We start from the raw sequence: 26,455 nt of genomic DNA on the forward strand, positions 1-26,455 counted from the left end.
CGACGCGGAGTCCGTCGGTGAAGGAGCGATCGCGTGAACGGAGCGGGGCGCACGCCACGACTCACCGTCGTCCGGGTCTCGGAGGACGACGGTGCCGAGGTGGCGTCCACCCGGGGGCCCGCCGGGCCTCCGGCGCTCCCGTCGCCCGCCCAGCCGACGGCCTCGGGTGTGTTCATGAGCCCTCGTCGCGACGCGGACGGGCACGACGACGCGGGCCGTGGGTACGACGCGGCGACGCTTCCGACGGTGCCCCGCGTGCGGCCGGCGCGCCCCGACGCCCCGGCGCTCGACGCCCCGGTTCCGGACGCCCCGGTCGCGACCCCCGAGGACGACGGGCAGGACGCCCCGGCCGGCGTCCCGGCGGCCCGGACCCCCGCGCTGCCCGCGACGGTCCCGGCGATCACGCCGCCGCGGTCGGCCCGGTCGGAGGGCGCCGAGGCCGGCGCCGAGCGTCCGTCACCGACCGTCCGCCGTCGTCGGGAGACCCGGTCCGACGAGCCGGTGGTCGCCGCTCCGACGGTCGCCGTCGCGGCGGACACGACGGCGGGTGTGCCGGGGCCGATGCCCGACGGCCCCGTCGTCCTCTTCGACGCGGTGGGCCACGTCGTGACGGTCTCGCCCGAGTTCGCGCGCCTGGCCGGGGTGCCCGCGGAGGACCTGGTCGGGCGCCCGGTCGAGGCCGTCGTCACCCGCGGGTCGTCGGCCGGCGACCAGGGTGAGGTGCTCCGACCCGGCCGGGCGCCGCTGCCGGTCCGGATCGTGCGCTGGCGCCAGGTTCCCGGGACGCCGCACCAGGCCCTGCTCGTGGTGGACGTCAGCGACCTGACGGCTCCGGCCGCGCCGCCCACCGACAAGGAGCGGCGCGCGGTGGACGCCGCCGTCGCCGAGGAGCGCCGCCGGCTCGAGGATCTGAGCCGCCTCGCCGGGGTCGGTTCCTTCGAGAACGACCGCACCCGCGACTCCTGGACCCTCACCTCGGTGGCCCGCTCGCTGTTCGGGCTGCCGCCGTTCGGCGCGCTGCAGCGGGCCCACGTCGCGGAGTGCGTGCATCCGGTCGACCGGCCGCAGGTCGGGGCGCGCTGGCGCGCGATGCTCGAGGAGAACGTCCCGCTCGACCTCGAGGTCCGTCCCGCGCACGATCCCGCCCGTGTCCTGCACGTCAAGGCGACACGGACCGTCGTCGGGGAGCGGGTCGTCGTCGCGGGCGCCGTCGAGGACGTCACCGAGCGCCGCGCCATCGAGACGCAGATGCGCACCTCGACGCAGCGGTTCACCGACCTGCTCGCGGTCGCCCCGGTGGGCGTCGCGCTGTTCGACGACCACGAGCGCCTCGTCCAGGCCAACCAGTCGCTGTGCCGGCTGCTGGGTGAGGGACAGGAGGCGCTGCGCGGTCGCCGTGCCGATGAACTGCTCGACCTGTCCGCCGAGCGCGCCGCCCTCTCGCCCGGCGTCGCGACGACCGGTGCGACCCCGCTGCTCGGCCGTCCGGCGGGCTCGGCCGGCTCGATCTCGTGGTCGTGCCCGGCGCGGGCGCTGCGCCGCCGTGAGCGGGGCGCGCGGGGTGCGGTCACCGAGCCGGTGTGGGCCGAGCTGCACGTCTCGGTGTCGGTCGACGACATCGGGCGGGCCACCCACCTCGTCGTCTTCACCGACGTGACGGAGAACCGCCGGGTCGAGGCGTCACTGCGCCACCAGGCGATGCACGACGAGCTGACCGGCCTGCCGAACCGTCGCGCGCTCACCCGCGCGGTGTCCCACCTGCTGGCGGGCCCGAGCGCGCGCCGGACCGCGGTGCTGTTCTGCGACCTCGACAACTTCAAGCGGGTCAACGACTCGCTCGGCCACGACGCCGGCGACGAGCTGCTGGTGGTCCTCGCCGACCGGCTCCGCGAGAGCCTGCCGGCCGGGTGCACCGCCACCCGCCACTCCGGGGACGAGTTCGTCGTCCTCTGCGCCGACGTCGACGCCCACGGCGGACTCGACGAGCTCACGGCGGCCGTCGGGCGCATCCTGCGGACGGCGGTTCCGGTGCACGGCCAGCTGGTCCGGGTCTCGGCGACGATCGGAGCCGCGGCGGGCGCGACGCTCGGGCTGCCGGCCTCCTCCGGGGACCCGGACATCGACCTCGCGGGCGACCCCGTGGAGCAGGTGCTCGCCACCGCCGCCGACGACGCCCCGGACCACCCGGCCACGGCCGACCTCGTCCGGTTCGCGGACGCCGCGCTGTTCGAGGCGAAGAGCGGGTCCAACCGGTTCGCGCTGGCCGACGAGGCGATCATGCGCGGCGCCGACGAGGCGCTGAAGCTGGAGTCCCAGCTGCGCCAGGCGATGGTCAACGACGAGCTGGTGCTGCACTTCCAGCCGGTCGTCGCGCCGGACGGCCGGGTGCAGACCGCCGAGGCGCTGGTGCGCTGGCAGCACCCCGAGCACGGGCTGATCTTCCCGGACAAGTTCCTGCCGGTCGCCGAGGCCGCGGACCTGCTCGGCGACCTCGACCGCTGGGTGCTGCGGACCGCGGTGCGCGAGGCGGCGACGTGGCCGACCCACGACGGGTACCCGGCGGCGTCCGTCGCGGTGAACCTCGCGGGCCTGCTGCCCGGCGACCCGGACTTCCTCGCGACCGTCAACGAGGCGGTCACCGAGGCCGGGCTGCCGTGGGACCGGCTGGTGCTCGAGCTCGTCGAGACCTGCCTCGCCGACCTGCCGCCCGCGACGCTGCGCGAGATGAACGAACTCATCGCGGCGGGCGTGCGGTTCGCCGTGGACGACTTCGGCACCGGCTACTCGTCGCTCTCCCGCCTGACCGGGCTGCCCGCCCAGATCGTCAAGCTCGACCGCGGGTTCGTCCGCGGCGTGGCGACGGGGGAGTCCGACCGGGCGGTGGCGCGGGCGGTCGTGGAGCTCGCCGCCGCGATCGGCCAGACCTGCGTGGCCGAGGGGGTGGAGGACCTCGACCAGTTCGCGGTGCTGCGCGACCTCGGCGTCGACGCCTATCAGGGCTGGCTGTTCGCCCGGGCGATGCCGTCCGCCGCGCTCGAGGAGATCCTCGCGTCGGGCCCGATCACGGCCGAGGTGGCCGACGCCTCGTAGGTGCGCTCCGCGCTCGTGAGCACAAATTGATGCTATGGCGACGATTTGTGCTCACAAGCGCGTGGCGCACCTTTCGGCTAGCGTCCGTCCGGTGATCGAGTTCCGGGACGTCGGCAAGGCGTACCCCGACGGCACCGTCGCCCTGCGATCGCTCTCGCTGACCGCCCGCGAGGGGCAGATCACCGTCCTCGTCGGGCCGTCCGGCTGCGGCAAGACGACCACGTTGCGGATGGTCAACCGCATGGTCGACCCGACGTCGGGCCAGGTCCTGCTCGACGGCGCCGACGTCGGCGGCCGCGACCCTGCCGCGCTGCGCCGCGGGATCGGCTACGTCATCCAGAATGCCGGGCTCTTCCCGCACCGCACGGTGCTCGACAACGTCGCGACCGTCCCCGTGCTGCTCGGCCGCAGCCGCCGGGAGGCGCGCACCACGGCCGCCGAGCTGCTCGAGCGCGTCGGGCTCGACCCGCGCGTCGGCTCCCGTTATCCCGCCCAGCTCTCCGGCGGCCAGCAGCAGCGGGTCGGCGTCGCCCGCGCGCTCGCCGGCGACGCGCCGGTGCTGCTCATGGACGAGCCCTTCTCGGCGGTCGACCCGGTGGTGCGCGCCGACCTGCAGGACGAACTGCTGCGCCTGCAGTCCGACCTCGGCCGCACCATCCTCTTCGTCACCCACGACATCGACGAGGCGATCCGGCTGGGCGACATGGTCGCGGTGCTCCGGGTGGGCGGCACTCTGGCGCAGTTCGCGCACCCCGCCGAGCTGCTGTCCTCGCCCGCCGACGACTTCGTCGCGGAGTTCGTCGGCCGCGACCGCGGCTACCGGCGGCTGCAGTTCCTCGGGGCGGGCGAGCTCACGCTCACCGACCTGCCGACCGGTCCCGACGACGGCGAGGGTGGCTGGGTGCTCGTCCTCGACGACGACCGCCGCCCGGTCACCTGGCGTCACGACGGCCAGGACGTCGCCGTGGGCTCGCTGTACCGCGCCGACGGCGGGTCGCTGCGGGGCGCCCTCGATGCGGCGCTGAGCTCGCCGTCGGGCCGCGGGGTGGCGGTGGACGGCGACGGCCGGCTGCTCGGCGGCATCGACGCGGAGGCCGTGATCGCCCTGCTGCACCGGTCCTCGGACCCGGCCGGGGCGGCTCGTTGAGGCTCTTCGGCGAGGACATCCTGCCGCTGGCGGCCGAGCACGTGGTCCTCGCCGTCGTGCCGGTGCTGATCGGGCTCGTCATCAGCCTGGTGCTCGGGTGGTGGGCGTGGCGCGTGCCCGCGGTGCGCCGCGTCCTCGTCCCGCTGACCGGGGTGCTCTACACGATCCCGTCGCTGGCGCTGTTCGTCGTGATGCCGCTGATCCTGGGGACCCGCATCCTCGACCCGCTCAACGTCGCCGCCGCGCTGGTGCTCTACGCGGTGGCGCTGCTGGTCCGCACCGTCGTGGACGGGCTCGACGAGGTTCCCGACGACGTCATGACGGCGGCGGTCGCGATGGGCTACCGCCCGGGCGGGCTGCTCGTCGGCGTCCAGCTCCCGCTCGCCGTCCCGGTGCTCATCGGCGGGCTGCGGGTGGCGACGGTGAGCTCGTTCAGCCTGGTCGCGGTCGGCGCGATCATCGGACAGGGCGCACTGGGCGCGCTGTTCACGCAGGGCTTCGAGCGCTTCTACACCGCGCAGATCGTGTTCGGGCTGGTCTCGATCGTGGTCCTGGCGCTGATCTTCGACGCGCTCTGGGTGCTCGTCGGGCGCCTGCTCGCGCCGTGGACTCGGGCGGCGCGGGGCCCGGGACGGTCGGCGGCCGAGGACGACGCCACGGTCGGTGCGAGGGTCTGACGTGCTCACCCGGATCGTGGCCTGGTTCGCCGCACCCGCCCAGTGGTCGTCGTCGACCGGCATCCCGGCCCGCCTGGCCGAGCACCTCGGCTACACCGCGCTGGCGGTGCTCGTCGCCGCGGTGATCGCGGTCCCGATCGGTGCCTGGATCGGGCACACCGGCCGCGGGCGGCTGGTCGTCGTGGGGATCGCCAACGGGCTGCGCTCGCTGCCCGAGCTGGGCGTGCTGGTGCTGTTCGTGCTGCTCATCGGGCTCGGCCTGCTCCCGGTGGTGCTCGCGCTCATGCTGCTCGCGATCCCGCCGCTGCTCGCCGGCACCTACTCCGGCGTCGCGGGCGTGGACCCGGCGGCCGTCGACGCGGCCCGCGGCATGGGCATGACCGAGCGGCAGATCCTGCTCGAGGTGGAGCTCCCCAACGCGCTGCCGCTGATCGTCGCCGGGCTGCGGACCGCGACGCTGCAGGTCGTCGCGACGGCGACGATCGCCGCGTACGTCTCGCTGGGCGGTCTCGGCCGCTACATCGTCGACGGCCAGGCCCAGCGCGACTTCGCCCAGATGGCGGGCGGCGCGATCCTCGTCGCCGTGCTGGCGATCGTGCTGGAGTTGGCGCTGCAGGCCCTCGGCCGCGCCGTCGCGCCGGGCCGCCCCGGGGACCGCGCGGCCCGCCGCGTTGCAGCCTTCCTCGCGGCCCGCGGCTCCGACCGGTCGTCGGACCCCGACCGGTCGTCGGGCCCTGACCCGTCGTCAGGACCCGACGTCGTTCCCGTCCCCGCTCCGTCAGGAAGGACCGCCCCGTGACACCGTCGCGCTCCGCACGTTCGCTCGGCGCCGCCGTGCTGGCCACCCTCGGGCTCCTGCTCGCCGCGTGCGGCGGCGGGGGCGACCCGCTCGCGCAGAGCCCGCAGGCACCGTCGGCGGCCGACACGGTGCGCATCGGGTCGGCGAACTTCACCGAGAACCGGCTGATCGCCGAGATCTACGCGACCGCGCTGTCGATCAAGGGCGTGAAGGTCGAGCGGCAGTTCGGCATCGGCAGCCGCGAGACCTACTTCCCGGCCCTGCGCGACGGGTCGATCGACCTCATCCCGGACTACACCGGCAACCTGCTGCAGTACCTCGACCCGCAGGCGACGGCGACCGCGCCCGCGGACGTCTACGCGCAGGTCCAGCAGAAGCTGCCGCCGGCGCTCAAGGTGCTGCAGCCCAGCGCGGCCGAGGACAAGGACGCCGTCGTCGTCACCAAGGCGTTCGCCACGCAGAACAACCTGCGCTCGATCACCGACCTCGCGCGGCTCTGCACGACGGTGACCTTCGGCGGGCCGCCCGAGTTCCAGACCCGCGCCTACGGCATCCCCGGTCTGCAGAAGAGCTACGGGTGCTCGTTCAAGGAGTTCCGCGCGCTCGACTCGGGCGGGCCGCTGACGGTCGCCGCGCTCCGGGACAACTCGGTCCAGGCCGCCGACCTGTTCACCACCGACTCCTCGATCCCGACCAACGACTTCGTCATCCTCGACGACCCGAAGTCGAACTTCGCCGCGCAGCAGGTCGTGCCGCTGGTCAACGGGGCGAAGCTGGCCGACCCGACCGTCGCGAACGTGCTGAACCAGGTCTCGTCGAAGCTCGACACCGCGACGCTGACCGACCTCAACCGCCGCCTCGACGGGCCCGACAAGCCGGACCCGTCGCAGGTCGCCCGCGACTGGCTGTCCTCGGCGGGCATCGGCTGACGCATGTGAACGATTTTGGTCGCTGGGACGACCAAAATCGTTCACATGGCGCTCGCGCCTACTCCTCGTCCCGCGCCAGGAACGTCGCGAACCGTTCCGCCGCGCCCGCGTCGTCGGGGTGGACGTCGACGAACGCCCGCAGCCGGTCGGCGAGCCAGGCCAGCGTGACCTCCTCCTCGCCACGCCGGTCCTCGAGCTCCTCGATCCCGCGGTCGGTGAAGTACATGAGCGCCTACTGCTCGATCGCCTCGGCGATCAGCGCCTTCTGCTCGACCTCGTGCACCTTGGCGACGCCGGCCGCGGGCGCAGCCATCCGGCGCCGCGAGATCCGGCGCAGCCCCCGCAGCGCGGGCACCTTGTCCGGGAGCATCAGCCCGAAGAACGGCCACGCGCCCTGGTTGGCCGGCTCCTCCTGGACCCAGGCGATGTCGTCGACCGTCGAGTACCGGCCGACGATCGCGGAGAGCTCGTCCGGCGAGATCGGGTAGAGCTGCTCGAGACGGACGATCGCGATGTCGTCGGTCCTCCCGGCCTTCTCGCGGGCCGCGACGAGCTCGTAGTAGAGCTTGCCGGCGCAGAGCAGCAGCCGGGAGGCGCCCGAGGCCCTCGCGTTGTCGGCGAACGTCGGGTCGTCGAGCACCGGGTGGTACCCGCCGGAGGTGAACTCCTCGACGGGGCTGACCGCGGCCTTGTTGCGCAGCATCGACTTCGGGGTGAAGACGACGAGCGGGCGGCGCACCCCGTCGGTCGCGTGGCGGCGCAGCAGGTGGAAGTAGTTGGCCGGCGACGACGGCAGCGCCACCGTCATCGAGCCCTCCGCGCACAGCTGCAGCCACCGCTCGATGCGGCCCGAGGTGTGGTCCGGGCCCTGGCCCTCGTGGCCGTGGGGGAGCAGCAGGACGACGTCCGAGGTCTGCCCCCACTTCGCCTCACCGGACGAGATGAACTCGTCGATGATCGACTGGGCGCCGTTGACGAAGTCGCCGAACTGGGCCTCCCACAGCACCAGCGCGTTGTGGTTGACCACCGAGTAGCCGTACTCGAAGCCGACCGCGGCGAACTCGGAGAGCGCCGAGTCGTAGGGCATGAACCGGCCCTGGTCGGCGGTCAGGTGCCGCAGCGGGACGTACTCCTCGCCGGTGTGCCGGTCGATCAGCACCGAGTGGCGCTGCACGAACGTGCCGCGGCGGGAGTCCTGCCCGGAGAGCCGGACGAGCTTGCCGTCGACGAGCAGCGAGCCGAAGGCCAGCAGCTCGGCGTACGCCCAGTCGATGCCCTCCTCGGTGTCGGTCGCGGCGGCCTTCCCGCGGCGCTCGAGCACCGGCTTCACGCGCGGGTGCACGGTGAAGCCCTCGGGGAGCTCGACGAACGCCCGCGCGATGCGCTGGATGACGTCGAGCGGCACCGCGGTCTTCAGCGAGTTCGGGACCGCCTGCTCCCACTCGACCGAGGGGCTGGGCTCGATCTGCGCCTTCTCCAGCTCGCGGACCTCGTTGAACACGTGCTCGAGCTGGCTGCCGTAGTCGCGCAGCGCGTGCTCGGCCTCGTCGAGGGAGATGTCGCCGCGGCCGATGAGCGACTCGGTGTACGTCTTGCGCACCGAGCGCTTGGCGTCGATGACGTCGTACATCTCCGGCTGGGTCATCGAGGGGTCGTCGCCCTCGTTGTGGCCGCGGCGCCGGTAGCAGATCATGTCGATCACGACGTCGGAGTTCCAGCGCTCGCGGAACTCGACGGCAAGCCGCGCCACCCAGACGCAGGCCTCCGGGTCGTCGCCGTTCACGTGGAAGACCGGCGCGTCGATCATCTTCGCCACGTCGGTGCAGTAGTGCGTGGAGCGGGTGTGCTCCGGCGCCGTCGTGAAGCCGACCTGGTTGTTGACGATCACGTGGACCGTGCCGCCGGTGCGGTAGCCGCGCAGCAGCGCGAGGTTCAGCGTCTCGGCGACCACGCCCTGGCCGGCGAACGCGGCGTCACCGTGCATGGCGACCGGCAGCACCGTGAAGCCTTCCTGCCCCTTGTCGAGCAGGTCCTGCTTGGCGCGCACGATGCCCTCGAGCACCGGGTCGACCGCCTCGAGGTGCGACGGGTTCGAGGTCAGCGACACCGTGGTCTCGCCGTCGCCGAACATCCGGAAGAACTTGCCCTCGGCGCCGAGGTGGTACTTCACGTCGCCGGAGCCGTGCGCCTGGCCGGGGTCGAGGTTGCCCTCGAACTCGCGGAAGATCTGGGAGACCGGCTTCCCGACGATGTTCGCGAGGACGTTGAGGCGGCCGCGGTGCGGCATCCCGACGACGACCTCGTCCATCTCGTGCGCCGCGGCCTCGTCGAGCACCGCGTCGAGCAGCGGGATGACGGTCTCCGCGCCCTCGAGCGAGAAGCGCTTCTGCCCGACGTACTTGGTCTGCAGGAACGCCTCGAACGCCTCGGCGGCGTTGAGCTTCGACAGGATGTACTTCTGCTCGGCGACCGGCACCTTCTCGTGCGGCACCTCGATGCGCTCCTGCAGCCAGTCGCGCTTCTCGGGGTCGAGGATGTGCATGTACTCGACGCCGATGGTCCGGCAGTAGGAGTCGCGCAGCACCCCGAGGATGTCGCGCAGCTTCATCTGCTGCCGGCCCGCGAACCCGTCGACCGGGAACTCGCGGTCGAGGTCCCACAGCGTGAGCCCGTGGGTCTGGATGTCCAGGTCCGGGTGCCGGCGCTGCGGGTGGTCCAGCGGGTCGGTGTCGGCCATCAGGTGGCCGCGGGTCCGGTACGCGTCGATCAGCTCGATGATCCGCGCGGTGCGGTCGATCGAGGTCTCCGGCAGGTCCTGGGTCCACCGGATCGGCTCGTACGGGATGCGCAGCGACGCGAAGATCTCGTCGTAGAACCCGTCCTCGCCGAGCACGAGGTTGTGGATGCGCCGCAGGAAGTCGCCGGACTCGGCGCCCTGGATGATGCGGTGGTCGTACGTGGACGTCAGCGTGACGATCTTGCTGATGCCCATGTTCGCGAGGCGCTCGTCGCTCGCGCCCTGGAACTCGGCCGGGTACTCCATCGCGCCGACGCCGACGATCGTGCCCTGGCCGACCGTCAGGCGGGGCACCGAGTGGTTCGTCCCGATCGTGCCCGGGTTGGTCAGGCTGATCGTGACGCCCGCGAAGTCCTCGGTGGTGAGCTTCCCGGTGCGGGCCTTGCGGACCATCTCCTCGTACGCGGCCCAGAACTGCGCGAAGTTCAGCTTCTCGCAGCCCTTGAGCGCCACCACGACGAGCGAGCGGGACCCGTCCTTGCCCTGCAGGTCCATCGCGAGACCGAGGTTGACGTGCCCCGGGTCGACGACCGCGGGCTTGCCCTTCTCGTCGGTCCCGTAGTGCCGGTTCATGTTCGGGAACTCCTGCAGGGCACGGACCATCGCGTAGCCGAGCAGGTGGGTGAACGAGACCTTGCCGCCGCGGGACCGGCGCAGGTGGTTGTTGACGACGATGCGGTTGTCGGCCAGGAGCTTCGCCGGCACGGCGCGCACGCTGGTCGCGGTCGGCAGCTCCAGCGACGCCTGCATGTTCTTGGCGATGGCGTTGGCGGCGCCGCGCAGCGGCTTGACGGTCTCGTCCTCCGAGCCGGGCCCGGACGACTTCGCCGGGCTGGTCGAGCCCGCCGCGGGCTTCGTCTCGCCCTTGGCGTCCGTGCCCGACGGGCGCGGCGCGGCCGGCCCCGTCGTCGGGCCGTCGGAGGTCGTGGTGCCGGACGGGGTGTACGCGCTCGCCTGCTGCGCCGGGGCGGCGCTGCGGGCGGGCGCATTCCCGTTCGCGGTGCCGCCGGCCGACGACGACGCCGGGGCGGATCCGTTGGCCGCCGCGCGCGTGTCACCCCCCGTGGAGGAGGTGCCGGACGAGGACGCGGTGGTGCTCTCTCCGTCGGAGGGAGCGTAGTCCGCGAAGAACTCGTGCCAGGCCGTGTCCACGGAGTCCGGGTCGGCGAGGTAGCGCTGGTACATCTCGTCGACCAGCCACTCGTTGGGACCGAACTGAGCTGCCGGGCTACTCGTCGACACGGCTCGAAATCGCCTCAATCACGTGCGGGAATGGAAACGGCACCAGGTTAGACCCCGGGGTGCGCGCGGGTGGCGGCCCTGTTGCCCACTGCACCGGTTCATGCGACGGCAGTGCCCGCCCGGGTGACGCCGTCGCGCTCGACGAGCTCCTCGGCGTCGTCCGCGGTCGCCGCTCCGGTCCGCCAGAGCAGGGCATAGCGCCCGTCCGCCGCCAGCAGCTCCTCGTGGGTCCCCTCCTCGACGATACGCCCGCCGTGGAGCACGACGATCCGGTCGGCGCGGGCCGCGGTGGCGAGCCGGTGGGCGACGACGAAGGTGGTGCGCCGGGCCGCGACCCGGTCGCCGGCGGCCAGCACCGCCGACTCGGTGGCCGGGTCGAGCGCGGCGGTGGCCTCGTCGAGCAGCAGGAGCGCCGGGTCGACCAGCTCGGCCCGGGCCAGCGCCACCAGCTGGCGCTGCCCGGCGGAGAGCCCGCCGCCGCGCTCGCCGACCGGCTGCCGGAACCCGGCGGGCAGCGCGGCGACGGCGTCGAGGGCCCCGACCCGCCGCGCCGCCTCCTCGACCTCCGCCGGGCTCGCGTCGGGCCGGCCGTAGGCGATGTTCGAGGCGATGTCCCCGACGAACAGGTGTGCCTCCTGCGGCACCACGCCGAGGCGGTGGCGCAGCCCGGACAGGTCGTAGCGGCGCACGTCGACGCCGTCGACGAGCACCGACCCCGTCGTCGTGTCGTAGAAGCGCGCGACGAGCTTGACGACGGTCGACTTCCCCGCGCCGGTGGCGCCCACCAGGGCGACGGTGCGCCCGGCCGGAACGTGCAGCGACACCTCCGACAGCGCCGGCGTCTCAGCTCCCTTGTACGAGAACGAGACGTCACGCAGCTCGACGTCGCCGCGCAGCGTCCCCACCGCGACCGGGTCGGCCGGGGCGGGTACCGAGGTCGGGGTGCGGAGCAGCTCGGAGATGCGGGTCAGGCCGACGCGGGCCTGTTGATAGCCGTCGAAGACCTGGGAGAGCTGCTGCACCGGGCCGAAGAACATCGACAGGTAGAGCAGGAACGCCACCAGGATCCCCGACGACAGGTCGCCGCTCGCCACCCGAGCCGCGCCGACGCCGAGCACCGCGGCCTGCGCGAGGTCGGAGAGCAGGTTGGCGCCCGGGAAGTAGGTGGCGATGAGCCGCTGGGCCCGCATCCGGGCGCGGCGGTAGGCGTCGCTGTTCCAGGCGAACTGTGCCGCCGAGACCCGCTCGTGGGTGTGGGCCTGCGCGACCCGCAGCCCGGCGACGTTCTCCTGCAGGTCGGCGTTGACCACGCTGACCCGCTCGCGCGCCTCGGCGTAGGCGACCGACGACAACCGCCGGAAGATCACCGTGGCGACGACCAGGATCGGCATCGCCGCGAGCGCGACCAGCGCCAGTTCCACGTCGGTGACCAGCAGCGCCACCGCCACCCCGACGACGGTCAGCAGCGCGACGACCGCCTGGGCCAGCCCGGTCTGGAGGAACGACGAGAGCGCGTCCACGTCCGTCGTCATGCGCGTCATGATCCGGCCGCCCAGCTCGCGCTCGTAGAAGTCGAGCCCGAGGCGCTGCAGGTGGGCGAAGCTGCGCACCCGCAGCAGGTAGAGCCTGCTCTCGCCGACGCGGGCGGTGAGCACGGTCTGGGCGAACACGACGATCCAGTCCACGACGACCACCACGAGGCCCACGGCCACCGCGAGGACCAGGATCGACGGCGCGTGACCGTTGATGCCGCCGTCGACCGCGAGCCGTGCCAGCGACGGGAACGCGATGGTGGCCAGTGCGTCGAGGGCCACCAGCCCGATCACCCCGGCGAGGGCGAGCCGCACCGGGCGCAGCAGGCGGGCGAGCCGGAAGTGCGGGTCGGGCGCCGTCGGGTCCTCGCCGTGCAGGTCGGGACGCTCCTCGGCCGGGGGCAGCGTCGCCAGTGCGGCCTGCATCTCGCGGGACGAGACGGTGCCGTCGAGCCCGGCCGCGACGGGGTCGGGGGCGCCGCGGTCGCCGGGCGGGGCGTCCACGGGGACCTCGGCCGGGTCGGGCCAGAGCGACGGCGTCGTCCCGTCCGGACCTGGGTGGGTGGGGGAGGACACGGCGGTGTCGATGCGCGCCGGGCCGGGTTCGTCGATCCGCTCGCCCGGCCCGGCGAGCAGTGCGTTGAACAGGTCGCAGCGCGCCGCGAGCTCGGCCGCGGTGCCGACGTCGACGACGTGGCCCTCGTCGAGCACCGCGATCCGGTCGGCGAGGGCGAGCGTGGAGCGACGGTGCGCGATGACGAGGGTGGTGCGCTCGGCGGTGACCGCGCGCAGCGTCTCGCCGATCGCGGCCTCGGTGGCGGCGTCGACAGCGCTGGTCGCGTCGTCGAGCACCAGCACGCGGGGGTCGTAGAGCAGGGCGCGGGCCAGGGCGACGCGCTGGCGCTGCCCGCCGGACAGCGTCAGGCCGCGCTCGCCGACCCGGGTGTCGTAGCCCTGGGGCAGCTCGCGGACGAACTCGTCCGCCTGCGCTGCCGCCGCGGCCGCCCGGACCTGCTCGTCGGTCGCGTCCGGGGATCCGTAGGCGATGTTCGCGCGCACCGTGTCGGAGAAGAGGAACGCCTCCTCGAACACCACCCCGACGGCCCGGCGCAGCGAGGTCAGCGAGAGCTCCCGCACGTCGTGGTCACCGACCCGCACGGCCCCGCCCTGCACGTCGTAGAACCGTGGGACCAGCAGCGCGACCGTGGACTTGCCCGAGCCCGCCGTCCCGATCACCGCGAGGGTCTCCCCGGGACGCACCGCCAGCGTGACGCCGTCGAGGACCGGCTCGCTGCGCGCGTAGCCGAACCGGACGTCGTCGAGCTCGAGACCGACCGGGCCGTCCGGGACCTCGATCGCGTCGGCCGGGTCGACGATGTCGGGCTGGGAGTCGATGAGCTCGTAGACCCGCTCGACGCCGGCGCGGGCGAGCTGCCCGGTGACGACGACGGCCGCGACCATGCGCGCCGGGGCGATGAGCGCGGCGATGTAGGTGGTGAACGCCAGGAAGGTCCCGATGGTGATCTGGCCGGAGAGGGCCAGCGAGCCGCCGAGGGCGAACACCACGAGCTGGCCGAGGGTCGGCAGCGCGGAGAGCGTCGGGGTGAGCCGGGCGGTCAGCCGGGCCGCCCGCAGCCGCTCGCCGTAGAGCCGCCCGGCGACCCCGGCGAGCCGGTCGGTCTCCCGCTCCTCCTGCCCGAAACCCTTCACCACCCGGACGCCGGTGACGGTCTCCTCGACGCCCTGCGCGACCTCCGCGGCCCGCTGCTGGGCCGACCACGTCGCCGGGAAGAGCCGCCGTCGCATCACCGTCGTGAACACCAGCGCCACCGGCAGCGTGATCAGCGCGACCACCGTGAGCAGCGGTGAGAGCCACGCCATGATCACGACCGAGACGACGACCTGCGCGAGCGTGCCGACCGAGTACGGCACGATCCCGAGCAGGCCCTGGACCTGCTGCAGGTCGGAGTTCGCGCGCGACACCACCTGCCCGGTCCGCAGCGCGTCCTGGCGCGGGCCGTCGAGGTGCGAGATCGACCGGAACACCCGGCGTCGCAGGTCGTGCTGGACCGTCAGCGAGAGCTTGCCCCCGAGGTAGCGCCGGGTGAACGCCATCGCGAACTTCACGACGGCGAGGGCGGCGACGGCCGCCACGATCGGCCCGAGCCCGGCGGTCGACCCCTTGACGGCCCGGTCGACCGCGACCGCCACCAGCAGCGGACCGACGGACTCCAGGCCCACACCGAGCGTCGAGGAACCGATCGACGCGACCGTCAGGCCGCGGTGGCGCCAGCAGTCGCGGGAGAGGCGGCGGACCCAGCCGCGCTCGGGGTCGCGGGGCGTGTCGGGAGCGGTGTCGCGGGGAGCGGGTTCCGTGCTGGGGGTGGTGGGAGCCTCGGCAGAGGCGGGGTCGGGCACGCGATCCAGGCTAGGTCCGTCCCCCGACAGTGTCCTTCCGAAGCGCGACGGTGCTGGTCAGCGGTCCTCACGGAGCGCACAGGGCCCCGCGGGTGACGAGCGGGCCGGACCGTGATGAAATGACGACGTGATCCGCCGCGAGGAGCTCGACCCGTTCTGGGTGGGTCGGCGTGCGCACGTGTTCGACCAGCGCTGTCGCTGACGACGAGTCCCCGCTCCCCACGCGGCCAGGCCCCCGGGGAGCGTCCTGAAGGCCGGTATCGGCCGATCGTCACCTCGAGGATTCGTCCCGCCATGACTTCCGCCGTCGCTCGCACCGAGGCACGCGTCGACGCCCCCGCCACCCTCCCCTTCCTCCCCCGCACCCTCCGCGGTGACCGCCGCCGCTGGCACGACGGGCCGACGCCCGCCAGCCTCGCCGACCTCACCGCGATCACCCGGCAGGTCGCCGCGGAGGTGGTCGCCGGGATGCACGAGGTCCGCGTCGACCACACCGCCCGCTGGTCGCGGCGCCTGCACGCCGACCCCCACCTGGACGTCTGGCTGATCAGCTGGACCACCGAGCAGGCCGCCGAGCTGCACGACCACGGCGGCTCCATCGGCGCGCTCACCGTCGTGCGCGGTGAGCTCACCGAGTGGCGCTGGAGCTCCGGGCGCGCCGAGGACCACGAGGTGACCCCGGAGGAGCTCGCCGCGTCGGGGCCGGGGCTCCGCCGCCGCACGCTCGGTGCGTCCTCGGGTGCAGCCTTCCCGCTGGGGCACGTGCACGACGTGTCGAACCGGCGCCCCGAGCCCGCCGTCAGCGTCCACGCCTACTCGCCGCCGCTGTCGACGATGTCCTACTACGACGTCGACCGGGGCAACTTGACCCGCACCCGCTCCGAACTGGTGGAGCCGGGTGCGTCGCCGGAGGGTGGCGAGGTCCTCCGATGACGACGATCGCCGACGTGCTCGCCGCGGCGCGCGCCCGCCTGACCCGGCTGGAGCCGGAGGACGCGGCCGCCGCGGTGGGCGCCGGCGCGCGGCTCGTCGACATCCGGCCCGGCTGGCAGCGGCTGGCCGAGGGGACCGTGCCGGACGCGGTGGTGATCGAGCGCAACCACCTGGAGTGGCGCCTCGACCCGGCGTCGGACGCGCGCATCCCGGAGGCATGCGACCACGACGTGGCCTGGGTGGTGCTGTGCTCCGAGGGCTACACGTCCTCGCTCGCGGCCGCCGCGCTGCAGGACCTCGGGATCCACCGGGCCACCGACGTCGTCGGGGGGTACCGGGCGTGGGAGGCGGCCGGCCTGCCGACGGCCCCGGGCTCGGACGCGCCACCGGAGTATGCGACCTAGGTGGCCTTCGGCCCTGTGAGCAGAAATTGAGGCCCTGGCATCAATTTGTGCTCACGAGCGCGGAGCGCACCTACTCACGACCCCGTCCGGACGCACCAGCATCGGCCTGACCCCGGACGCGCGCACCGTGGTCGTCCGACCGTCGCCCGGACCGGCCACCGTCCCGTCGGTGACCAGCGTGAACCGGCCGTCGCGCGCGACCTCCGCGAGCCGGCGCCCGTCGTCGAGCCGCACCTCCGGCGCGAGCCGGCCGATCAGCGGGTCGTCGTCCGACCCCGCGATCGGGGCGTGCACGTCCGGCCCGGCCAGCAGCGCCGCGGCGGCGTTGACGCCGACGTGCGTGTTCAGCAGATCCGCCGCGTACCGCCGCAGCGCGAGCGTCTTCGGGTCCGGGCGCATCAGCGCGACCTGCGCCCGGGTGAGCTCCAGGACGGCCTCGCCGGCGGGGCGCCGCTCGGGGTCGTAGGTGTCGAGCAGCTCCTCCCCGCTCGTCCCGTGCACCACCTCCGCGAGCTTCCAGCCCAGGTTCATCGCGTCGGACAGGACCAGGCCGAGGCCCTGGCCACCGAAAGGCGGATGCACGTGGGCGGCGTCGCCGGCGAGCAGCACCCGGCCCGCCCGGTAGGCCGAGGCCTGCCTGGCGTTGTCGGTCCACCGGGTGGCGCTGTGCACCGCGGTGACCCGCGCCCGCGACCCGGTGACCCGCCGCAGCGACTTCTCGAGCTCCTCGGCGGAGACGGGGGCGTCGCGGTCGGCGGGCGGGCCGTCGAACTCGACGGTGAGGATGCGCCCCGGCGCGGGGCCGAGGCACCACACGCCGTCGGGACCGTGGTGCCAGCCGCCCTCGAGGTCGTCGGCGTCGGCCAGCTCCACGAGCGCCTGCCGCCCGGTGATCTCCGGGTCGGTGCCGGGGAAGCCGATGCCGGCGGCCTGCCGCACGACCGAGCGCCCGCCGTCGGCCCCGACCAGCCATGCCGCGCGCCGCGGGCCGCCGTCGGAGAGGCCCACGGTGACGCCGGCGTCGTCGGGCTCGATGCCGACCACGTCGACACCCCGGTGCACCGGCACCCCGAGCTCGGCCACCCGGTCGCGCAGGATCGTCTCCAGCTCGTGCTGCGGGATGACGACCATGAACGGCATCGGGCCGTCGTCGGGACCGTCCTCGGGAACGTCGAGCAGGTCGAGGCGCAGCGGGAACGCGGCGATGTGACCGCCGGTGGGCGGGCCGGAGCGGCGTGGGGCGGCCCGGGTGAACTCCGCCATCACGCGCTGCTGGACCGCGAGCGCCGCGTCGAGCAGCCCGCGGCGATCCAGGGCGTGCACCGCGGAGCGGACGATCGCCCCCGCCTTGATCGTGGTGTCCGGCTCGGTGCGGCGCTCGATCACGGCGACGTCCACGCCGGCGAGCGCGAGCTCGGCAGCGACCATCAGCCCGACCGGTCCACCGCCGGAGACGAGCACGTCGTGGTCAGGGGTCGCGGTCATGCCGCCTCCGTTCCGGCCGTGTCGGCCTCGATGAGTTCGGTGAGTCGTTCGACGACGAGCGCCCCGCTGACGACCGCGGCGACGACGATCGCGGCGACGGTCACCGCCCCGCCGATCCAGGTCAGCCAGGCCTCGGGCACGAGGAACGCCGCCACCGCGCGCCCGACGCAGTCCGTCAGCAGCACCCAGCCCCACACCGCGGTGTAGCGGCGCTCGAGGCGGCGGAACGGGGCCGAGCCGGCCGAGAGCCGCTCCCAGGCCGCGATCGTCGCGGGGTCCCCGCGGGTGATCCAGGGCAGCAGCCCGGCCGACATGATCGGCGTCCCGCGCAGCGTCGAGAGCAGCATCGCCGCCGCGATCGTCGCGCTGACCAGGCCGTCCTTCGCGACGATGAGGCGCGGGTCGCCCACGATCAGGCCGCCGACGATGCCTGCGACCGACGTCGCGAGCATCAGCGCGGCCAGCCGGTTGAGCCGCCGACCGAACGCCAGCGAGCCGACGGTGCGGGTCACCGGGACCACCGCGCCCGCGGTCAGCGACGCGACGGTGCCGAACCCCAGGTGGGAGACGGCGAGGGTCGCCGTCAGCGGCAGCGCCACGTCGACGACGAGCGGGACGAGCGTGGCGCCGAGGCCTCCCGAGGTGGTGGGTTCTTTCACGGCGACGTCCATGCGGAAGAAATTAGGCTCGACCTACGAAAAGGTCAAGCATAAAAATGGGTTGATGCTTTAAGCTTGGCCGTATGACGACGGCGGGCCCCGGGCTCCGGGAGCGCAAGAAGCAGGCGACGCGGACGCACATCGCGGCCGTCGCGACGCGGCTGTTCGTCGAGCAGGGGTTCGAGGCGACGACGATCGCGCAGATCGCCGAGCGGGCCGAGGTCGCGAAGATGACCGTGACGAACTACTTCGCGCTCAAGGAGGACCTGCTCTTCGACCGGGCGCCCGAGATCATCGCGCTGCTCGCCGACGCGGTGGCGGAGCGGGCGGCCGGGAGCACGCCGGAGCAGGCCGTGGCGGCGGTGTACCGACGGCGGCTCGAGGAGCGCTGGCCCGCGCTGGCGTTCGTCGGGCTCGAGTTCGCCCGCACCGTCGAGGCCAGCCCGGCGCTGCGCACCCGGGAGCGCACGATGATGCTCGAGCAGGAGGACGCGCTGGCCGCGGTGCTGGTGGCGGAATCCGACGACGAGGTTCCCGCCCGGGTGGAGGCGGCGCGCCTGGCGGGAATCTTCCGGGTCCTGTACTTCGAGGCACGACGCCGGGTGCTCGCGGGCGAGGATTCGGAGGCGGTCGTCACGGCGCTCGAGAGCGCATGTGAACGCATTTGGTCGCCATGACGACCGATTCCACTCACCTAGGCTGTGCCTTATGACCTGGATCACCCAACTGACGCCGCTGTCGTTCCTGCGCCGCTCGGCCGGGGTCTATCCGGACAAGACCGCGATCATCCACGGCGCCGCGCGGTGGACCTATGCGGAGTTCGCCCGGGACGCCCAGCGGCTGGCACGCGGCCTGCGCGCCTCCGGGGTGGCGCCCGGCGACCGCGTCGCCTGCCTGCTGCCCAACGTCCCGGCGATGCTCCACGCGCACTTCGGGGTACCGCTCGCCGGCGCGGTGCTCGTCGCGGTGAACACCCGGCTCTCGGCCGAGGAGGTCCGCTACATCCTCGACCACTCCGGCGCGACGGTCCTCGTCGTCGACTCCGCGCTGCTGGGCGCGGTCGAGCCGATCCGGGAGAACCTCGAGACCGTCCGCGAGATCGTCGTCCACGTCGATCCGGAGGGTCCCGACGCCGGGTCGACGGTCACGGATCCGACCTACGCCGACCTCCTGGCCCGCGGCGACGACGGCGAGGACCTGCCCTGGGCGGTCGACGACGAGCGCGGCACCGTCTCGATCAACTACACCTCGGGCACCACCGGCCGGCCCAAGGGCGTGCAGTACCACCACCGCGGGGCCTACCTGAACTCGCTCGGCGAGATCGTGCACTCCGACCACGACCCGTCGAGCGTGTACCTCTGGACCCTGCCGATGTTCCACTGCAACGGCTGGTGCACCCCGTGGGCGCTCACCGCGATCGGCGGCACCCACGTCTGTCTGCGAGAGGTCCGCGGCGACGCCATCTGGGGCCTCATCGACGAGCACCGCGTCACCCACCTCAACGGCGCCCCCACCGTCGTCACGACGATCATGAACGCGCCCGAGGCGCGCATCCTCGACTACGCCCTCGTCGTCACGACGGCGGGCGCCCCGCCCAGCCCGACGACGATCCTCGAGATGGAGCGCCTCGGGTTCCGGGTGGTTCACGTCTACGGGCTCACCGAGACCTACGGCCCGTACACGGTGTGTCAGTGGCAGGACGACTGGGCGGCGCTGGAGCCGACCCGGCGCGCCCGGCTGCAGTCCCGTCAGGGCGTCGGGATGATCCAGACGGACGCGGTGCGGGTGGTCCAGGTCATGGGCGACGACGTCACGGACTGGGCGTCGGTCGACCTGGTCGACGTCCCGGCCGACGGCACGACCATGGGCGAGATCGTCATGCACGGCAACAACGTCATGTCGGGCTACTTCCGCGACCCCGACGCCACCGCGAAGGCCTTCGCCGGCGGCTGGTACCACTCCGGCGACCTCGGCGTCATGCACCCCGACGGCTACGTCGAGCTCCGCGACCGCGCCAAGGACGTGATCATCTCCGGCGGCGAGAACATCTCGACGGTCGAGGTGGAGCAGGCTGTGCTGGCGCACCCCGCCGTCCTCGAGGCCGCCGTCGTCGGGGTCCCCGACGAGCGCTGGGGCGAGCGGCCGAAGGCCTTCGTCATCCTCCGGCAGGGGAAGAAGGCGGAGCCGGAGGAGATCATCTCCCACGTCAAGACGGCCATCGCGCGCTACAAGGCGCCGCGGGACGTCGAGATCGTCGCCGAGCTGCCGAAGACCTCCACCGGCAAGATTCAGAAGTTCGAGCTGCGCAACAAGGAGTGGGGCGGGCAGGAACGGCGCATCCAGGGATAGCCGATCCGTCACTCGACCTGGTGCCGCGATCACGGATGGGTAACGATGGTCGTCGTTGACCCGATAGGACCACTGATGAGCCTTCCGACTGATCCGTTCGCCGCTCCCTCCAGCGGCCCCTTGGCCCTGGATCTGGCGCGTGCGCAGGACCAGGAGACCGCGGCCGCCCCGCGCCGGCGTCGCTTCGTGCTGGCCGGGGTGACCGGGACCCTCGCCGTCGGCGCCGCCGCGGTCGGGCTCTCGCTCTCCGGCGGCGGCGAGCCGGAGGTCACCTCGGCCGCCGCGTCGCTGGCCCCGGCCGCCGGGGCCGCGGCGACGCTGGCCCCGCCCGCCGTCGGTGCCCCGATCGTGCCCGCGAGCCCGGCGCCGCCCGTGGTGACCACGACGCCGAGTCCCGCCGCCGAGACCGCGGCGCCGACCACCCGCAGCCGTCCGACCACGAAGGCGCCGTCCGACCGCGATGCCCGGATGCAGGCCTACGCGGCGGCGATGCGGGCGCGGGCCGCGCAGATGCGGGCCTGGGAGCAGGCGTACGCCCAGGCGTGGGAGCGCGCCATGATCGCCCACGCGCAGGCCGGTGGCGGGCACGGCCACGGGCACGGTCACCACCGCTGACGGGGATCTCCCCCTGCCGGACGCATGACCGGCCCCGCCGCCGGGAACGCTCGTCCGACCGTGCACCATGCATCCGTGGCCGGGTCGCGTCGTCTCCCCGGTCGAGGCAGGACAGGAGCCACCACCCGTGAGTGAGCAGTACGCCGAGCAGGCCGAGGCCGTGGTCGACAACGACACGAGCGCCCTGGACGCGGAGCCGTCGCTGGTCCTCGACGAGGACCGGATGGGTGCCGACCCGCTCGAGGACGGCATGGACACCGCCGAGGGCTACAGCCGTGACGTCCGGCTGGGCGGGACGCAGGACGCCGAGGACCAGGACACCCTGGCCTACCGCATCCCGCAGGAGGAGCCCGACGTCGAGTCGGAGGAGCCGCCCGCGCGCCCGGTCGCCGCGACCCCCGCGATGGACCTCGACGAGTCAGTGGACGACCCCGCCAACTCCGTCGACGACATCGACGGCTCCGAGGCTGCGGACGTCGAGGGTGAATGGCCGACCGAGGGCGCCGAGCGCTCCGCCCTGCACGTGCAGCAGGAGAGCTGACCCTGCGCGCCGTCCCGCCCGTCCTCCGCGACCGCCGCCTCCAGCTGGGGGCGGCCGCGGTCGTGCTCGTGGTCGTCGTGTTCGCCGTCGGCGCCCTGGTCGGGGGCTGGCGGCCGTTCACGTCGCAGCCCGAGGTCTTCACCTACGGACCGGGCGGCGACCTCCCGGACTTCTCGCTCTTCGACGGCCAGTGCGCCAGCGGGACGCTCGGCGACGGCGCGGCCTACTCGAGCGGCTCGAACACGCCCTGCGGCGACCCGCACGACGTCGAGGTGGTCGGCTCGACGACGCCGCTCAACGAGAGCCGGCAGGTCACGTACCCGGGCGACGACGCGATGGCGGCGTTCGGACGATCCTTCTGCGCCATGGTGGCCAGTTCGGGCCAGGTGGCGCCGAACGCGAGCGGCGTCGACCGGTCCGATCTCCGGGTCGCCGCGATCGTGCCGGACGCAGCAACGTTCAATGACCCGAACGGCGCGGGCGCTGGGTCGTCCGGTGGACGCCTCGTGTCCTGTCTCATCACTCGGTCGGATGGACAGAAGCTCACCGATCGCTTCTCCGTGATCTGACCGTTCCGCTGAGTGAACTGGAGCCTTGCCCGGATCGAGTGTGACGCGCACCATCTTCGGCCATGGCAACCAGCGCCTCGGCATCCCAGTTGTCCGATCCGGCCGCCCGCCGGCGGATCAAGCGACGCGCCGTGGTCGCCAGCACGGTCGGCACCACGATCGAGTGGTACGACTTCTTCCTCTACAACACGGCGGCCGCGCTGGTCTTCGGCCCGCTGTTCTTCAACAACTCGGCCTCCGGCGGCGTGCTGCTGGCGTTCTCGACGCAGTTCGTCGGGTTCGCCGCCCGCCCCATCGGCGCCGCGATCTTCGGGCACTACGGCGACCGGATCGGCCGGAAGTACTCGCTGATCGTCACGCTGCTGCTCATGGGCGGCGCCACGGTGCTGATCGGGGTGCTGCCGACCTACGCCGCGATCGGCGTGTGGGCGCCGATCCTGCTCACGCTGCTGCGGGTGCTGCAGGGCATCGGGGTCGGCGGCGAGTGGGGCGGCTCGGTGCTCATGTCGATGGAGTGGGGCACCCGGCGCCAGCGCGGGCTGATGGCCGCCTGGCCGCAGGCGGGCGTTCCCATCGGGCTCGCCCTGGGCACCGCCGTCGTCTACTTCTTCTCCGGGCCGGGCTTCCTCGACGGCGGGTGGCGCTGGCCGTTCATCGCCTCGATCGTGCTCATCGGCATCGGGCTGTTCGTGCGGCTGACCGTGCTCGAGTCGCCGGCGTTCGCGGCGCTGCGGACCCGCGGCGCCGTCGTGAAGATGCCGTTGATCGACACCTTCCGGTACCAGTGGCGTGACGTGCTCAAGGCGATGTTCGTGCGCACCGCCGAGCAGGCGCCGTTCTACCTGTTCACGTCGTTCGTGCTGGTCTACGGCACGAAGCAGCTGAAGCTGGCCCAGACGGACCTGCTGCTCTACCTGATCGTCGCGGCGCTGATCGGCATCGTGTCGGTGCCGTTCTTCGGCTGGCTCTCCGACCGCGTGGGCCGCCGGGTGGTCTACGGCGCCGGGGTGGTGCTCACCGGGCTCTACGCCTTCCCGTACTTCTGGCTGCTCGACACCCGCGTCGGCGGGCTCGTGATCCTCGGGATGATCCTCGGGCTCGTCTTCCACGACATGATGTACGGCCCGCAGGCGGCCCTGATCTCGGAGAGCTTCGGTACCGGGGTGCGCTACACCGGGGCGGGCCTGGGCTACCAGCTCGCCTCGGTCATCGCGGGCGGGCCGGCGCCGTTGATCGCCGCCGCCATCCTCGCCGCGACGGGGAACTTCTTCTGGATCGCGATCTACATCATCGCCTGCGCGGTGGTCTCGCTGATCGCGCTCCTGCTGATGCACCCGCGGCCGCCGGACTCCGACGACGAGCACTCCGAGGAGCACGCGTCGGTCCCGGTCGTGGCGGGCGAGTCGGCGCGGGTCGGGGACGGGCCGGTCGCCCAGGCCTGAGGCCCGCGCGCCTGGGAACCTGGACGGTGATGACCAGCCCGTCCATCCGCCCGCTCACGCCCGACGCCCTGCTCGACCAGCTCGCGGAGGAGATCCACGCGCGGCCGGTGCCGGACGGCGGGTCGGGTCCCGACGGCGGATCGGGCTCGGCCCGGGGTGCGGTGCGGGTCCTCGTGGACGGCGCCGCGGCGGCCCGCCCCGACCGGTGGGCCGACGGGCTCGTCGAACGGTTGCAGGCGCTGTCGCGGGCGGTGCTGCGGGTGTCCGCGTGGGACTTCCTGCGCCCGGCGTCGTTGCGGCTGGAGCGTGGCCGCACCGACCCGGACTCGTTCTACGACGACTGGCTCGACGCGGGGGCGCTGGTGCGTGAGGTGCTCGCGCCCGCCGCCGTCGGGGACCCGGTGCTGCCGCGGCTGTGGGACGTCGAGACCGACCGCGCGGTGCGGGACGCCCGGGTCGACCTCGCGCCGGGGGCCGTGGTGCTCGTCGACGGCCCGCTGCTGCTCGGGCGCGGGCTGCCAGCGGACATGGAGATCCACGTGTCGCTCTCGGCCGGGGCGCTCGCGCGGAACACTCCGGAGACCGACGCGTGGACGCTGCCCGCGTACGCGCGCTACGCCGCGGAGGTGGACCCGGCCGCGTTCGCCGATCTCGTCGTGCTCGCCGACCACCCCGACCGGCCGGCCCTGCAGGTCCGCTGAGGCGTGCTCAGCGGTCGGCGGGCACCTCCTCGTGGTCGCTCTCCCGTTCGAGCGCGTCGACGACCTGCTCGGCCCGCCGGCGCAGGACGAGCGACACGACGCCGGTGGCCACCAGGACCAGCGGCAGGACGCTGATCAGCCACACCCATGCGTCGCTGTCCGGCCGCCCGTAGCTCGCGTTCTGCGCCATCAACCAGCCCCCGAGCCAGATCTGCGTCGGACCCCGCGCCGGCCACTCCATCTTCCGGGTGGCCCAGCCGACCGCGTACCGGCGCAGCTCCACCGGTCCGGGACGCCCGGCCCAGAGCTCGCGGCGCAGCGGCCACCGGGCCGACCGCTCGACGTCGACCAGCCCGAGGTTCGCGGGCGGATCCGCCCGGTCCGCCCGGACGAACGGGACCGACACGAGCAGCCCCACGACCATGAGGCCCACGACGAGCCCGCTCCGGACCGGGGCGGCAGGCCAGTTCGTCCAGAAGAGGACGGCGTAGGTGCTCACCAGCACGATTGCCACGAGGCCGACCACCGCCCAGGCCGTCTCGCGCCGCGTCGGGGGTCGTCGGAGCATCGGGTGGCACCTCCTGCGCACGGGGCGCCCGACCGAGGAGACCGCGTCGGCGTCGGTCCGTGCTGACGTGACCACGCATGGTGCCGTCTTTGTCGGATCTTCGCCAGGGTGGTGCCGGTGTCAGCGATGGGGCGTTGCTGACGTCGGACGTCAGGAACTCCGCATCCTCAGGGCGGCCCGGCTCCGGGGTTGAGCAGCCCGTCCGGGTCGAGCGCCGCCCGGATCCGCCGCATCACGGCGAGTGCGCCCGGGTCGCCGAGCTCGGCCAGCGCGCCGGCCTTAGCCCGCCCGACCCCGTGCTCCCCGGACACCGCCCCACCCAGCGCCGTCCCCGCCGCCAGCACCTCGTGCAGCGTCGCGTGGAGCGCCTCGTCGTCGGGCTGGAAGACCGCGAGGTGCGCGTTGCCGTCGCCGAGGTGCCCGCAGCCGAGCACCCGCGACCCGTGCCGCTCACCGGCCGCGCGGGCCCGCGCCAGGAACTCCGCCAGCGCCGAGCGGGGCACGACGACGTCGACGATCTCGTCCGCCCCGCGCGCCTTGATCGTCCAGAACGTCTGCTCGCGGGCGGCGACCAGGCGGCGCGCGGAGCCGTCGGGCAATGCGTAGACGTCGACGGCCCCGCGCTGGGTGAGCAGCGTTCCGAGCTCGGTCAGGTCCTCCTCGACCCGGTCCTCGCGGCGTCCGACGAGCTCCACCAGCAGGTAGGCATCGGCGGCCGCGCGGACGTCGTCGGGGATGCCCAGCGTGAGGTCGGCGGCCGTGCAGATCGCGTTCATCGTCGGGTCGTCGAGGTACTCGCAGAGCGCCGGCGCGAGGCCGCTCCCGACGACGCGGGCGACGGCGGCCGTCGTCGTCGCCAGGTCCCGGAACGGCGCGAGCACGGTCCGCCGCACGGGCAGATGCGGCTGGAGGCGGACGGTGACCTCCGTGACGAGCGCGAGCGTTCCCTCGGACCCGGTGAGCAGCTGGGTGACGTCGTAGCCGGCCGAGATCTTGGCCAGTCGGCCGCCGGTCCGGACGACGCTGCCGTCGGCGAGCACCGCCTCGAGCCCGACGACGTGCGTGCGGGTCACCCCGTAGCGCACCGCGTGCATCCCGCCGGCGTTGGTCGCGACGGTGCCGCCGAGGCTCGCGCTCTGCTCGCCGGGGCGGACCGGGTAGGTGAGCCCGTGCTCCCGGGCCGCGGCGTCGAGCTGCTCGAGGGACACCCCGGGTTCGACGACGGCGACGTGATCGGTGGTGTCGATCGTGCGGATCGCGGTCATGCGGTCGAACGCGACCACGACGGCGCCGTCGGGTGCGTTCGCGCCGCCGGAGAGCCCGGTACCGGCGCCGCGGGCGACGAGCGGGGTGTGGGTCTCGCGGGCCGCGGTGACGATCGCGGCGACCTCGGCGGTGCTGCCCGGCCGGACGACGTGGGCGGGGGTGCCGTGCCCGACGGCGAGGGCCTCGTCGTGGGCGAGGTCGCGCGCCGCGTCGTCGGTGCCGTCGAGGACGTGCGCGGCACCGACCGCCGCGACGAGCCGCTCCCGGAGGTCACTCATAGCGTCGATGGTGC

21 protein-coding genes are annotated in these 26,455 nt (G+C 73.7%); 14 read left to right on the top strand and 7 right to left on the bottom strand.

The window, feature by feature from the left end; all coding sequences use genetic code 11:
- The first annotated feature begins 33 nt into the window (after nt 1–33).
- From LQ327_RS35070 to LQ327_RS29415, 5 genes are all read left to right on the top strand, one after another.
- Nucleotides 34–3,090 (top strand): putative bifunctional diguanylate cyclase/phosphodiesterase, encoded by a 3,057-nt coding sequence (locus LQ327_RS35070; RefSeq protein WP_230739567.1) that lies wholly within the window; start codon nt 34–36, stop codon nt 3,088–3,090.
- Nucleotides 3,091–3,181: 91 nt separating this feature from the next.
- Nucleotides 3,182–4,237, top strand: coding sequence for an ABC transporter ATP-binding protein (locus tag LQ327_RS29400; protein WP_230739569.1), 1,056 nt, complete (start codon nt 3,182–3,184; stop codon nt 4,235–4,237).
- Nucleotides 4,234–4,914: an ABC transporter permease gene (locus tag LQ327_RS29405; protein ID WP_230739571.1), complete on the top strand. Its 681-nt coding sequence runs from the start codon at nt 4,234–4,236 to the stop codon at nt 4,912–4,914. Before LQ327_RS29400 ends, LQ327_RS29405 begins: the two co-directional genes overlap by 4 nt.
- Complete coding sequence (locus tag LQ327_RS29410; protein WP_372460779.1) at nt 4,901–5,713, top strand: ABC transporter permease; 813 nt, start codon at nt 4,901–4,903, stop codon at nt 5,711–5,713. The genes LQ327_RS29405 and LQ327_RS29410 overlap by 14 nt, the downstream gene beginning before the upstream one ends.
- Complete coding sequence (locus LQ327_RS29415; RefSeq protein WP_230739573.1) at nt 5,710–6,642, top strand: ABC transporter substrate-binding protein; 933 nt, start codon at nt 5,710–5,712, stop codon at nt 6,640–6,642. Before LQ327_RS29410 ends, LQ327_RS29415 begins: the two co-directional genes overlap by 4 nt.
- Nucleotides 6,643–6,700: 58 nt before the next feature.
- On the opposite strand, the gene LQ327_RS29420 is transcribed toward LQ327_RS29415, so the two are convergent.
- The 3 genes from LQ327_RS29420 to LQ327_RS29430 form a co-directional block, all read right to left on the bottom strand.
- Nucleotides 6,701–6,868, bottom strand: a complete 168-nt coding sequence (locus LQ327_RS29420; protein ID WP_230739575.1) for a DUF6104 family protein — start codon at nt 6,866–6,868, stop codon at nt 6,701–6,703.
- Nucleotides 6,869–6,874: 6 nt separating this feature from the next.
- A complete protein-coding gene (locus LQ327_RS29425) occupies nt 6,875–10,681 on the bottom strand; it encodes a multifunctional oxoglutarate decarboxylase/oxoglutarate dehydrogenase thiamine pyrophosphate-binding subunit/dihydrolipoyllysine-residue succinyltransferase subunit (protein ID WP_230739577.1) in 3,807 nt (1,268 codons plus the stop codon).
- A gap of 98 nt (nt 10,682–10,779) precedes the next feature.
- Nucleotides 10,780–14,631 (bottom strand): ABC transporter ATP-binding protein, encoded by a 3,852-nt coding sequence (locus tag LQ327_RS29430; RefSeq protein ID WP_372460780.1) that lies wholly within the window; start codon nt 14,629–14,631, stop codon nt 10,780–10,782.
- A 294-nt stretch (nt 14,632–14,925) separates the two neighbouring features.
- Between LQ327_RS29430 and LQ327_RS29435 the strand changes: the two genes are divergently transcribed.
- Nucleotides 14,926–15,564, top strand: a complete 639-nt coding sequence (locus LQ327_RS29435; protein ID WP_230739579.1) for a cysteine dioxygenase — start codon at nt 14,926–14,928, stop codon at nt 15,562–15,564.
- Nucleotides 15,561–15,968 carry a rhodanese-like domain-containing protein gene (locus tag LQ327_RS29440; protein WP_230739581.1) on the top strand — a complete coding sequence of 136 codons (408 nt, stop codon included), beginning with the start codon at nt 15,561–15,563 and terminating at the stop codon, nt 15,966–15,968. The genes LQ327_RS29435 and LQ327_RS29440 overlap by 4 nt, the downstream gene beginning before the upstream one ends.
- A 51-nt stretch (nt 15,969–16,019) precedes the next feature.
- Here the strand turns inward: LQ327_RS29440 and LQ327_RS29445 are convergent, their stop codons facing one another.
- Together LQ327_RS29445 and LQ327_RS29450 are read right to left on the bottom strand one after the other, a co-directional pair.
- On the bottom strand, nt 16,020–17,453 hold the full coding sequence (locus LQ327_RS29445) for an FAD-dependent oxidoreductase (protein WP_230739583.1): 1,434 nt from the start codon (nt 17,451–17,453) through the stop codon (nt 16,020–16,022).
- Entirely contained in the window at nt 17,450–18,124 is a 675-nt protein-coding gene (locus LQ327_RS29450) for a VC0807 family protein (RefSeq protein ID WP_230739585.1), read from the bottom strand. Before LQ327_RS29450 ends, LQ327_RS29445 begins: the two co-directional genes overlap by 4 nt.
- A 71-nt stretch (nt 18,125–18,195) precedes the next feature.
- On the opposite strand from LQ327_RS29450, the gene LQ327_RS29455 reads away from it, so the two are divergent.
- From LQ327_RS29455 to LQ327_RS29485, 7 genes are all read left to right on the top strand, one after another.
- Nucleotides 18,196–18,789, top strand: coding sequence for a TetR/AcrR family transcriptional regulator (locus tag LQ327_RS29455; protein ID WP_230739587.1), 594 nt, complete (start codon nt 18,196–18,198; stop codon nt 18,787–18,789).
- Nucleotides 18,790–18,820: 31 nt separating this feature from the next.
- The gene (locus LQ327_RS29460) at nt 18,821–20,461 is read left to right on the top strand and encodes an acyl--CoA ligase family protein (protein ID WP_230739589.1); all 1,641 of its coding nucleotides are present in this window, start codon (nt 18,821–18,823) and stop codon (nt 20,459–20,461) included.
- Between the two features lie 75 nt (nt 20,462–20,536).
- Nucleotides 20,537–21,076, top strand: coding sequence for a hypothetical protein (locus LQ327_RS29465; RefSeq protein WP_230739591.1), 540 nt, complete (start codon nt 20,537–20,539; stop codon nt 21,074–21,076).
- A gap of 127 nt (nt 21,077–21,203) precedes the next feature.
- Nucleotides 21,204–21,617, top strand: coding sequence for a hypothetical protein (locus LQ327_RS29470; protein WP_230739593.1), 414 nt, complete (start codon nt 21,204–21,206; stop codon nt 21,615–21,617).
- 62 nt (nt 21,618–21,679) lie between these two features.
- Nucleotides 21,680–22,186, top strand: a complete 507-nt coding sequence (locus tag LQ327_RS29475) for a hypothetical protein (RefSeq protein WP_230739595.1) — start codon at nt 21,680–21,682, stop codon at nt 22,184–22,186.
- A 62-nt stretch (nt 22,187–22,248) separates the two neighbouring features.
- Complete coding sequence (locus tag LQ327_RS29480; protein WP_230739597.1) at nt 22,249–23,628, top strand: MFS transporter; 1,380 nt, start codon at nt 22,249–22,251, stop codon at nt 23,626–23,628.
- A gap of 29 nt (nt 23,629–23,657) precedes the next feature.
- Entirely contained in the window at nt 23,658–24,329 is a 672-nt protein-coding gene (locus LQ327_RS29485) for a nucleoside/nucleotide kinase family protein (RefSeq protein ID WP_230739599.1), read from the top strand.
- A 7-nt stretch (nt 24,330–24,336) separates the two neighbouring features.
- Here LQ327_RS29485 and LQ327_RS29490 read toward each other — a convergent pair whose 3' ends face one another.
- Both LQ327_RS29490 and LQ327_RS29495 read right to left on the bottom strand, forming a co-directional pair.
- The gene (locus LQ327_RS29490; RefSeq protein ID WP_230739601.1) at nt 24,337–24,897 is read right to left on the bottom strand and encodes a hypothetical protein; all 561 of its coding nucleotides are present in this window, start codon (nt 24,895–24,897) and stop codon (nt 24,337–24,339) included.
- 167 nt (nt 24,898–25,064) lie between these two features.
- A complete protein-coding gene (locus tag LQ327_RS29495) occupies nt 25,065–26,441 on the bottom strand; it encodes an FAD-binding oxidoreductase (protein ID WP_230739603.1) in 1,377 nt (458 codons plus the stop codon).
- Between the last annotated feature and the right edge of the window lie 14 nt (nt 26,442–26,455).

Origin of the sequence: Actinomycetospora endophytica (genome assembly GCF_021026375.1) — a bacterium.
In the GTDB taxonomy this organism is placed as follows: domain Bacteria; phylum Actinomycetota; class Actinomycetes; order Mycobacteriales; family Pseudonocardiaceae; genus Actinomycetospora; species Actinomycetospora endophytica.

What these genes read in the sequence shown, in the direction of transcription:
- LQ327_RS29420 (WP_230739575.1), bottom strand. Translation starts at nt 6,868, where the DNA reads ATGTACTTCACCGACCGCGGGATCGAGGAGCTCGAGGACCGGCGTGGC.
- LQ327_RS29485 (WP_230739599.1), top strand. Translation starts at nt 23,658, where the DNA reads ATGACCAGCCCGTCCATCCGCCCGCTCACGCCCGACGCCCTGCTCGAC.
- LQ327_RS29445 (WP_230739583.1), bottom strand. Translation starts at nt 17,453, where the DNA reads ATGACCGCGACCCCTGACCACGACGTGCTCGTCTCCGGCGGTGGACCG.
- LQ327_RS29440 (WP_230739581.1), top strand. Translation starts at nt 15,561, where the DNA reads ATGACGACGATCGCCGACGTGCTCGCCGCGGCGCGCGCCCGCCTGACC.
- LQ327_RS29490 (WP_230739601.1), bottom strand. Translation starts at nt 24,897, where the DNA reads ATGCTCCGACGACCCCCGACGCGGCGCGAGACGGCCTGGGCGGTGGTC.
- LQ327_RS29435 (WP_230739579.1), top strand. Translation starts at nt 14,926, where the DNA reads ATGACTTCCGCCGTCGCTCGCACCGAGGCACGCGTCGACGCCCCCGCC.
- LQ327_RS29465 (WP_230739591.1), top strand. Translation starts at nt 20,537, where the DNA reads ATGAGCCTTCCGACTGATCCGTTCGCCGCTCCCTCCAGCGGCCCCTTG.
- LQ327_RS29480 (WP_230739597.1), top strand. Translation starts at nt 22,249, where the DNA reads ATGGCAACCAGCGCCTCGGCATCCCAGTTGTCCGATCCGGCCGCCCGC.
- LQ327_RS29460 (WP_230739589.1), top strand. Translation starts at nt 18,821, where the DNA reads ATGACCTGGATCACCCAACTGACGCCGCTGTCGTTCCTGCGCCGCTCG.
- LQ327_RS29495 (WP_230739603.1), bottom strand. Translation starts at nt 26,441, where the DNA reads ATGAGTGACCTCCGGGAGCGGCTCGTCGCGGCGGTCGGTGCCGCGCAC.
- LQ327_RS29450 (WP_230739585.1), bottom strand. Translation starts at nt 18,124, where the DNA reads ATGGACGTCGCCGTGAAAGAACCCACCACCTCGGGAGGCCTCGGCGCC.
- LQ327_RS29455 (WP_230739587.1), top strand. Translation starts at nt 18,196, where the DNA reads ATGACGACGGCGGGCCCCGGGCTCCGGGAGCGCAAGAAGCAGGCGACG.